The sequence below is a fragment of the Halomonas sp. SL1 genome, from assembly GCF_003030865.2.
Lineage (GTDB): Bacteria > Pseudomonadota > Gammaproteobacteria > Pseudomonadales > Halomonadaceae > Halomonas > Halomonas halophila.
The window spans coordinates 64402-73460 of record NZ_PYUQ02000007.1 but is presented as its reverse complement, the minus strand read 5'-3'; the positions used below and the strand labels follow the sequence as shown (position 1 = coordinate 73460).

Annotated in this window: 9 protein-coding genes; 5 read left to right on the top strand and 4 right to left on the bottom strand. The window is 70.2% G+C overall.

From position 1 onward, the window contains the following. Window positions 1-94 precede the first annotated feature (94 nt). The 3 genes from ispE to C9J49_RS02680 are packed head-to-tail and all read right to left on the bottom strand — an operon-like array spanning window position 95 to window position 3343. On the bottom strand, window positions 95-952 hold the full coding sequence (gene ispE, locus C9J49_RS02690; protein ID WP_046079818.1) for a 4-(cytidine 5'-diphospho)-2-C-methyl-D-erythritol kinase: 858 nt from the start codon (window positions 950-952) through the stop codon (window positions 95-97). Continuing rightward, window positions 945-1565, bottom strand: coding sequence for a lipoprotein insertase outer membrane protein LolB (gene lolB, locus C9J49_RS02685; protein WP_046079817.1), 621 nt, complete (start codon window positions 1563-1565; stop codon window positions 945-947). The genes ispE and lolB overlap by 8 nt, the downstream gene beginning before the upstream one ends. A gap of 29 nt (window positions 1566-1594) precedes the next feature. Continuing rightward, a complete protein-coding gene (locus C9J49_RS02680; protein WP_107180778.1) occupies window positions 1595-3343 on the bottom strand; it encodes a tetratricopeptide repeat protein in 1749 nt (582 codons plus the stop codon). 226 nt (window positions 3344-3569) lie between these two features. On the opposite strand from C9J49_RS02680, the gene hemA reads away from it, so the two are divergent. From hemA to C9J49_RS02655, 5 genes are all read left to right on the top strand, one after another. Then, entirely contained in the window at window positions 3570-4838 is a 1269-nt protein-coding gene (gene hemA / locus C9J49_RS02675; RefSeq protein WP_046079815.1) for a glutamyl-tRNA reductase, read from the top strand. Between the two features lie 10 nt (window positions 4839-4848). After that, complete coding sequence (gene prfA, locus C9J49_RS02670; RefSeq protein ID WP_035597824.1) at window positions 4849-5940, top strand: peptide chain release factor 1; 1092 nt, start codon at window positions 4849-4851, stop codon at window positions 5938-5940. Beyond that, window positions 5940-6782: a peptide chain release factor N(5)-glutamine methyltransferase gene (gene prmC / locus C9J49_RS02665; protein WP_107180777.1), complete on the top strand. Its 843-nt coding sequence runs from the start codon at window positions 5940-5942 to the stop codon at window positions 6780-6782. Before prfA ends, prmC begins: the two co-directional genes overlap by 1 nt. A gap of 244 nt (window positions 6783-7026) precedes the next feature. Next, window positions 7027-7527 (top strand): Lrp/AsnC ligand binding domain-containing protein, encoded by a 501-nt coding sequence (locus C9J49_RS02660; RefSeq protein WP_046079813.1) that lies wholly within the window; start codon window positions 7027-7029, stop codon window positions 7525-7527. 5 nt (window positions 7528-7532) lie between these two features. Further along, on the top strand, window positions 7533-8279 hold the full coding sequence (locus C9J49_RS02655; RefSeq protein WP_046079812.1) for a molybdopterin-synthase adenylyltransferase MoeB: 747 nt from the start codon (window positions 7533-7535) through the stop codon (window positions 8277-8279). Between the two features lie 57 nt (window positions 8280-8336). Here the strand turns inward: C9J49_RS02655 and C9J49_RS02650 are convergent, their stop codons facing one another. Next, the gene (locus C9J49_RS02650; protein WP_246124610.1) at window positions 8337-8930 is read right to left on the bottom strand and encodes a helix-turn-helix domain-containing protein; all 594 of its coding nucleotides are present in this window, start codon (window positions 8928-8930) and stop codon (window positions 8337-8339) included. Window positions 8931-9059: the final 129 nt, after the last annotated feature.

Here is a 9059-nt window from a genome sequence, read left to right as displayed (position 1 = left end):
TGCCGATACCAAAAACCGGTGCCTTACCGCTTGGCTATACCCCAGCAACCTTTGCCGTACCGGATCGATGCATGATGCTGCCATGGCCTGGCGATCATCGATCCAGTGCATCATGGAGAGGAGAGCGATTCAGCCCTTGGGCCTTGAAGGATGTCCAGCGGCCGGAGATGTCGTCCAGCAGCGCCGTGGCATCGGCTTCATGGTCCAAACGGGCGAATACACAGGCGCCGGTGCCGGTCAGCATGGCCGGTGCCCTGTCGCTCAACCAGTCGAGCGCACCCGCGACCTCGGGATACAATTCCCGGACCGTGAGCTCGCAGTCGTTGCGCCAGCTCGCCGTTCCCCCCTGAAGTGCGCGCGCCATAGTAATGGGAGGCGTGTCTCGTGTCAATTCCGGCGCCTGGAACACCGCCGGCGTGGAGACGCTCACGCCGGGATGGACGACCACGAACCAGGGGGTGTCGAGCGCCACCGGCGTCAGGCGTTCGCCGATGCCCTCGGCCCAGGCGGCATGGCCGCGCACGAACACCGGGACATCGGCGCCCAGGCGCAGGCCCAGTTCGGCCAGTACCTCTATAGAGAGGTGGAGCCCCCAGAGACGGTTCAGACCGAGCAGGGCGGCGGCGGCATCGCTGCTGCCGCCTCCGAGGCCGCCGCCCATGGGCAGGCGCTTGTCGAGGTGGATGTCGGCGCCCTGGCGGCTGCCGGTGGCCTCGCGCAGCGCCGTGGCGGCGCGCAGGATCAGGTTGTCCGCCGGCGCGACGCCGGACAGCGTCGGCGTCAGGCGAAGTTCGCCGTCGTCGCGCGGAGCGAGAGTCAGGGTGTCGCCGTGGTCGAGGAACTGGAACAGGGTCTGCAGCTCGTGGTAGCCATCGGGGCGCCGGCCGGTGATATGCAGCAGCCGGTTGAGCTTGGCCGGCGCCGGCAGGATCAGGCGGCCGGCATCAGACATCGGTGGTCTCCGGCTGCCAGCGAGTCACCACCAGGGTGACGTTCAGGTCGCCGTACTGCATCTTCATGCGGCGCGGCAGCCACAGGTCCTCGACGCGCATCCAGTCCTGGTAATCGATGGTCCAGCCGTCCTGCTCCAGACGCTCCGGAAAGCCGCGCGCATCGCGGCTCATCCGATGGGGGCTGTCGTCGGCGGGCAGGCCACGCACCCAGTCGCCGAGCGCGGCCACCGGCAGCGACCAGCCGAGCTGCTGGTTCATCAGCGCCTCGGGGCTCTCGGCCTCGAAGCGGCCTTCGCCGGTGGTCAACGAGACGCGACCCTCGCGGCCTTCCAGCACGCTGCGTCCGCTGCCGAAGGGGCCGCTGAGCAGCATGCGGAAATGGTAGGGGGTCTGGTTCCAGTCGAGATTGGCGCTGGTGCTGTCCTCGGGGGTGCGCAGGCCGGCCTTGCCGGTCAGCTCCCAGGTCTGCATGGCCTCGAGGCGCACTTTCTGGGCCTGCCAGTCGTCGGCGGCGCGAGGCGCCTCGGGCGCCTGGCCTCGGGTGGCGCAGCCCCCGATCAGCAGCAGGGCGAGGGCCAGGCTTGGCAGCAGGGGGCGGATGGGGCGTCGCATGATCGGGATTCCTTCTCCGTCGCGGGGCGTCAGGGGGCGAGCGCGGGCAGGCGCTCGAGCAGCTCGTCGATTCGGGGGCGCGGCGAGAAGCGTTCCACGGCGGTGGCGGTCAGTGCCCGGGCCCGCTCGCGTTCGCCGGCCATCCACAGCACCTCGATCAGGTGGGCGGCGATCTCCTGGTCGGGCATGGCGGCCCAGGCGCGTTCCAGCCACGGCAGGGCGGCCTCGATGTTGCCGAGGCGATAGGCGACCCAGCCGCGGCTGTCGAGGATCGCCGGATTGTTCGGCTCGAGCTCCAGGGCGCGATCGATCAGCCGGCGGGCCTCCTCCAGTCGTCCTTCTATATTCTCGTCGGCCAGGGTGTAGCCCAGGGCGTTGAGGGCGTTGGCGTTGTCCGGGTCGCGCTCGAAGATGGTGCGCAGGTCGCGTTCCATGGCCGCCAGGTCGCCGTCGGCATAGGCCCGCATGGCACGCTGGTAGCGCAGCCGGGCGTCGTCGGGATGGCTCGCGAGGTAGCTGTCGAGCAGGGCGTCGGCCTGGGCGTGGGCACCGGCCTCGTCGAGCAGCTCGACCTCCAGGCCGGTGAGTGGTGAGGCCTCGCCGGGATGCGCCAGGCGTTCGTTGCGCAGGAAGGTGCGCGCGTCGACCAGCCGGTCGTCCTCGATCAGCATGCGGGCGGCGCTGAGCCGGGCGAGCAGGAAGCTGTCGCCCTCGGGGACCTGGCGGTAATAGAGGAGGGCGTTGTCCACCTCGCCCTGCTGTTCGGCAATGCTGCCGAGCAGCAGGAAGGCCAGCACGGGCGTGTCGTCGTCCTCGAGCATCGGCAGCAGCAGGCGGCGGGCCGGCTGCGGATGCGCCTCCTCGAGATAGAGGCGCGCCAGGGCCAGGCGCAGCGATGGCCGATCGCCGCGGCCCTCGAGCAGCGCATCGGTGCTGGCCTCGGCGGCGTCGAGCCGGCCGAGGCGGATCTGGGCCCGGGCCAGCAGCAGCTGCAGGCGTGCGTCGTCCGGTGATATCTCGAGGCCGCGCCGGGCGGCGGCCGCGGCGCGTTCGGGGGCGTCCATCTCCAGTGCCAGGGCGGCATCGATGCGATGGACGGCAGACTCCTGCGGATATTCGGCGCTCAGCCGATCGAGACGGTGCTGGGCCGAGACCGTCTGGCCCGCGCTGGCCTCCAGCAGCGCCAGGCTCAGTGCGCGGTCGACCGAGGCGCCCGTCGCTGCGCTGTCTTGTCGCAGGCGTTGCAGCAGCGGCTCGGCCGGTGTGCCGGCGTCCAGGGCGCCTTCTACGAAACTCAGCAGTTCGGCGTCCTCATTCCCGTCCAGCAGCGCCAGGCGTTGTTCCAGGGCGCTGGTCCAGTCGCCCCGCTGCACGGCCAGGCTGGACAGCAGCCGGGCCGGGGCGTCGCTCGCGGGATCCAGCGAGCGCCAGCGGCGGGCGGCTTCCTCGAGCAGCGCCGGATCTTCGTCGAAGCGAGCCGCCAGGGTGGCGCGCTCGGCGAGCTCGGGAGCCTGATAGCGTTCGGCGGTGGCCAGGTAGCCGCGGGTGGCGCGACGATAGTCGCCGCGCTGGCCGGCTATCTCCGCCACCAGCAGCGTCGACAGGCCTTCGGCGTCGAGACCCCGGGTGACCGGTGGGGCATCGGCCAATGGATCCTGCGGCGGCGGGGCCGACACGGCGGACAGGCTCTGGCAGCCGCCGAGCGCCAGGGCCAGGGCCAGGCCGAGTACGGCGAGGGGGCGTCGACGGAACGGCGTGGTGGGGAATCCTCGGGGCATGCCGGTCTCGTGATGTCGGGCGAGTCGCCAGCATAACGGCTCGACCGCGCGGGGCAAAGACGCAATGAGCGCCTGGACGATGGCCTGGGTCGATGCCCCCGATAGTCTCGGCGGGCGCCTCGTCGCCATGGGCTGTGATAGAATGTGGCGCCGTGGAGTGGCAGGCGCGCGCTCGCCGCGCCGCCCTCGATACCGCCGAAACTCGATCGCGAAGACGCCGACACGCATGACGCTTCTTGCCCTGGGAATCAACCATCGGACCGCCGCCGTCGAGGTGCGCGAGCAGGTCGCCTTCACGCCCGCGCAGCTCGAGACCGCGTTGGCCGAGCTGCGTGGCCTGCCGGAAGTGCAGGAAGCCGCCGTGCTGTCCACCTGCAATCGCACCGAGCTGTACTGCGTCACCGGCGAGTCGGGGGAGCGCGCGGTCCTCGACTGGCTGGGCCGCTTCCACGGCCTCGCCGTGGAAGAGCTGACCCGCTGCGCCTACCACTACAGGAACGACGAGGCCGCACGCCACCTGATGCGGGTGGCGGTGGGGCTGGATTCGATGGTGCTCGGCGAGCCGCAGATCCTGGGCCAGCTCAAGGACGCCTACCAGGCCGCGCGTCAGGCCCGCGGCATGGGCGGCGAGCTGGAGAGCCTCTTCCAGCAGACCTTCGCGGTGGCCAAGCGGGTCCGCACCGAGACCGGCATCGGCCGCAACCCGGTCTCCGTGGCCTATGCCGCGGTCAGCCTGGCCAGCCGCATCTTCGACGACTTCTCGCGCTCGCCGGCGCTGCTGATCGGCGCCGGCGAGACCATCGAGCTGGTGGCGCGCCATCTCCACGAGGCCGGCGTGCGCCATCTCACGGTGGCCAACCGCACCCGCGAACGGGCCGAGCAGCTGGCCGCGCCGCTGGGCGGTCAGGCCATCACCCTCGACGAGATTCCCGAGGCGCTGATCGAGGCGGACATCGTGATCTCCTCCACCGCCGCGCCGCTGCCGATCCTCGGCAAGGGCATGATGGAGCGGGCGCTCAAGAAGCGCCGCCACCGGCCGGTGTTCATGGTCGACATCGCCGTGCCCCGCGACATCGAGCCCGAGGTCGGCGAGCTCTCCGACGTCTTCCTCTATACCGTCGACGACCTGGAGGAGGTGATCGAGGAAAATCGTCGCCACCGCCAGGTGGCCGCCGACGAGGCCGAATCGCTGATCGAGCACGGCGTGGGCTGCTGGCAGCACGATCGCCGGCTGCGCAGCGGCGGGGAGCTGATCCGCGACGTGCGCGCCCGGGGCGAGGCTCTGCGCGACGAGGCCCGCGACCAGGCCATGGCGCGGCTGGCCCGCGGCGAGAACCCCGAGGAGGTGGTGGCGAGGCTGGCCCACCAGCTCACCAACCGCCTGCTGCATCGTCCCACCGTGGCCTTGCGCGAGGCGGCTGCCGACGAACAGCGCGAGCTGCTTGAAGCGGCTGCGTCACTGCTGCTCGACGACCCTTCCGACACTTCCCGATAGGACATCCTTGATGAAAGCTTCCCTGCGTCAGCGTCTCGACGCCTTTGCCGAGCGCTTCGAGGAGCTCGCCGCCCTGCTGGCGGACCCCGAGGTGATCACCGACCAGGCCCGCTTCCGCGACTACTCCCGCGAATACACCGAGCTCGAGCCCCTGGTGGAAGCCTGGCGCGAGCATCGCGGCGTGGAAGGCGACATCGCGGCCGCCGAGGCCATGGCCGACGACGCCGACGCCGAGATGCGCGAGCTGGCCGAGATGGAGCGCGAGGAAGGCCGGGAGCGGCTGGTCGAGCTCGAGGCGCGCCTCAAGCAGCTGCTGATCCCCCGCGACCCGGACGATGCCGGCAACGTCTTCCTCGAGGTTCGCGCCGGCACCGGCGGCGACGAGGCGGCGCTGTTCGCCGGCGACCTGTTCCGCATGTACTCGCGCTACGCCGAGCAGCACGGCTGGAAGGTCGAGGTGGTCAGCGCCAGCCACGGTGACATGGGCGGCTACAAGGAGATCATCTCGCGCATCAAGGGCGAGGGCGTCTACGGGCGGCTCAAGTTCGAGTCCGGCGCCCACCGTGTGCAGCGTGTGCCGGCCACCGAGTCCCAGGGCCGCATCCACACCTCGGCCTGCACCGTGGCGGTGATGCCCGAGGCCGATGAGGTCGGTGACGTCGACATCAACCAGAACGATCTGCGCGTCGACACCTTCCGCTCCAGCGGCGCCGGCGGCCAGCACGTCAACACCACCGACTCCGCGATCCGCATCACCCACCTGCCCACCGGGGTGGTGGTGGAATGTCAGGAGGAGCGCAGCCAGCACAAGAACCGCGCCAAGGCCATGTCGCTGCTGGCCGCCCGCCTCAAGCAGGCCGCCCAGGACAGCCAGCGCCAGCAGCAGGCCGACGAGCGCCGTTCGCTGGTGGGCTCGGGTGATCGCAGCGAGCGCATCCGCACCTACAACTTCCCCCAGGGCCGGGTGACCGACCACCGCATCAACCTGACCCTCTACAAGCTCGGCGAGGTGATCGGCGGCGAGCAGCTCGACGAGGTGATCGAGCCGCTGATCCAGGAGCACCAGGCCGACCAGCTCGCCGCCCTGCAGCAGGAGGCCTGATGCGCCTCGACCTGCTGCTGGCCCGGGCCGCCCAGCGGCTGCTGAATGCCGGTTCGCCGAGCGCAAGGCTCGACGCCGAGGTGCTGCTGTGCCACGTGCTCGAGGTCGATCGCACCTGGCTCTACACCTGGGGCGACCGCGAGGCCGACGCCGAGGCCGAGGCGCGTTTCGAGGCGCTGGTCGCCGAGCGCGAGGCCGGTCATCCGGTCGCGCATCTGACCGGCGAGCGCGAGTTCTGGGGCCTGCGGCTTGCCACCTCGCCAGCCACCCTGATTCCGCGCCCGGACACCGAGACCCTGGTGGAAGCGGCGCTGGCCGCGGCCGGCGAGACGGGGCGGCTGCTCGACCTGGGCACCGGCACCGGCGCGGTGGCGCTGGCCTTCGCCAGCGAGCGGCCGGGCTGGGCGGTGACCGGCGTCGACCTGCGTCAGGAGGCGGTGGCCCTGGCGCGGGACAACGCCGCCCGCCACGGCCTCGGCAACGCCCGCTTCCTGGTCAGCGACTGGTTTACGGCGCTGGACGAGGAGGGCGGTGACGCCCGCTTCGAGCTGATCGTCTCCAACCCGCCCTACATCGCCGACGACGATCCGCACCTCGCCCGCGGCGACGTGCGCTTCGAGCCGCGCAGCGCCCTGGTGGCCGCCGATGACGGCCTGGCCGACCTGCGCCATCTGGTGGCGACGGCGCGGGATCATCTGGTTGCCGACGGCTGGCTGATGCTGGAACACGGTGCCGGCCAGGCCGCGGCGGTATGCGAGGCCCTCGCCGCGGCCGGCTATCGCGAGGTGTCGAGCCGCCGCGATCTCGGCGGGCACGAGCGGATCAGTCTGGGGCGGCGCTGAGCGCCCTCCGGGCTGGCTTCCCGGGCTTGCGTGGCGGCGCCGGTCGGCCGCCCGTGAGCGACATCCCGGGGCATCTTTCCGCCGCCAGGACTGGAGCCGATACCGGGCCTTGTGGTACACGTTGAAGCAGAAAAAAACGCCACTCACCGCCGGTTATTCATGTGTGAATCCCGAAAGCGCGCCGTTTGACGGTGGTTTTCAGTAGAAGATTCGGCGGTGGCCCGTTCGACGTGCCAGGACCACAATGAAAACCAAGACCCGTTCGCTCGACCGCATCGACCTCAAGATCCTGCGCTGCCTGCAGGACAATGCCCGCATCTCCTACGTCGACCTGGCCGCCCAGGTCGGCTTGTCCACCACGCCCTGCCTGGAGCGCGTCAAGCGCCTCGAGCGCGCCGGGGTGATCCGCGGCTACAAGGCCCTGCTCGACCCGCGGGCGCTGAAGGCCAACCTGCTGGTGTTCGTCGAGATCAGTCTGGAGACCCAGTCGCCCTCGGTGTTCGACGAGTTTCGCCGGGCGGTGGCCAAGCTGCCGCAGATCCAGGAATGTCATCTGGTGTCGGGGCAGTTCGACTACATCCTCAAGTGCCGGATTCCCGAGATGTCGGCCTACCGCCAGCTGCTCGGCGAAGTGGTGCTGACCCTGCCCGGGGTCAAGGAGTCCAAGAGCTACGTGGTGATGGAAGAGGTCAAGGAGGAGTTCTCCCTCCACGTGCCCGACATCGAGGAATTCGAGGACAAGTGAGCGCCATGAACGACGACGCGCTGCTGCGCTACAGCCGCCAGATCATGCTCGAGCAGGTCGACATCGCCGGCCAGGAGCGCCTGCTCGCCGGCCATGCCCTGGTGATCGGCGCCGGCGGGCTGGGTTCGCCGGTGGCGCTGTATCTGGCCGCGGCCGGCATGGGGCGGCTGACGCTGGCCGACGACGACGCGGTGGAACTCTCCAACCTGCAGCGCCAGATCGCCCACGGCACCGCTGACCTGGGGCGTGCCAAGGCCGAGTCCGCGCGGGAGGCGGCGCTGGCGCTTAATCCCGAGGCCGAGATCCGCGCCATCACCGAGCGCCTCGAGGGCGAGGCGCTGGCCGCGGCGGTGGCCGAAGCCGACGTGGTGCTCGACTGCACCGACCGGTTCTCGAGCCGCTACGCCATCAACGCCGCCTGCCGCGTCGCCGGCGTGCCGCTGGTCTCCGGGGCGGCGATCCGCTTCTCCGGCCAGCTGGCGGTGTTCGATCCGCGCGATGCCGAGAGTCCCTGCTACGCCTGCCTCTATCCGCCGGACGACGGCGGCGACGAGGCGTTGAGCTGCGCCGAGAGCGGTGTGGTGGCGCCTCTTGTCGGGCTGATCGGCTGTTTCCAGGCGCTCGAGGCGATCAAGCTGGTCGCCCACGCCGGGCAGGTGCACCGGGGACTCTCCACCTTCGACGGCCTCAGCGGCCAGTGGCGTCATTTCCGCGTGCCCCGCGACTCCGCCTGCCCGGTCTGCGGCGGCTGATCTCGATCTCCCCGCGAGGCGCCGCATCGGGCGCCTCCTGCCTGTCGATGCTCCAGGTCACTCGTAGGTCACCACCAGAAAGGCCAGCAGCTCGTCGTCGCTCTCGTTCTCGATGACGTGATCCTGATCGGCGTGATAGTGCGCCGAATCCCCCACCGCCAGCCGGCAGTCGCTGTCGCCCGCTACTACCCGGGCGCTGCCACTCGTGATGGTCAATAATTCCCGTGTGCCCTCGAAGTGCGGCGCGCTGCGCAGGCTCGCCCGCGGTGCGATGCGCAGCTCGTAGAACTCCACGTGCTTCTCGAGGTGCAGCGGCGAGAGGGTGCGGATGCGGCATTCCCGATCGTCGCGGAACAGGTGCGTGGCGTCGTCGCCGCGCACCACCTCGATGGTGGAGGCGGTCCAGGGCTGATCGACGAGATCGCCGATGCTGAGCCCGAAGGCCTGGGCGATGCGCAGCGTCACCGCCAGGGTCGGGTTGGCGCGGCCGCGCTCGATCTGGCTCAGCATCGAGCGGCTGACGCCGCAGGCCGAAGCGAGCTGGTCCAGCGTCAGGCCGCGTCGCTTGCGCAGCTCGATGACGCGGTCGCAGAGCAGCTGGCCGCCCTGGGAGGGCGCTGGCGTCGGCGCATCGGGGGGCGTGGTGGTCACCGGGCACTCCTGTTTTCAATATGGTGGAATTTATTCTTGCATAGAGGATTTTGTCCACTATGCTGGAATTAATTCCTTCATGGTAATCATCCCGTCAGGGATTGCCAGCATGGAGGTCATTCAGGGAAG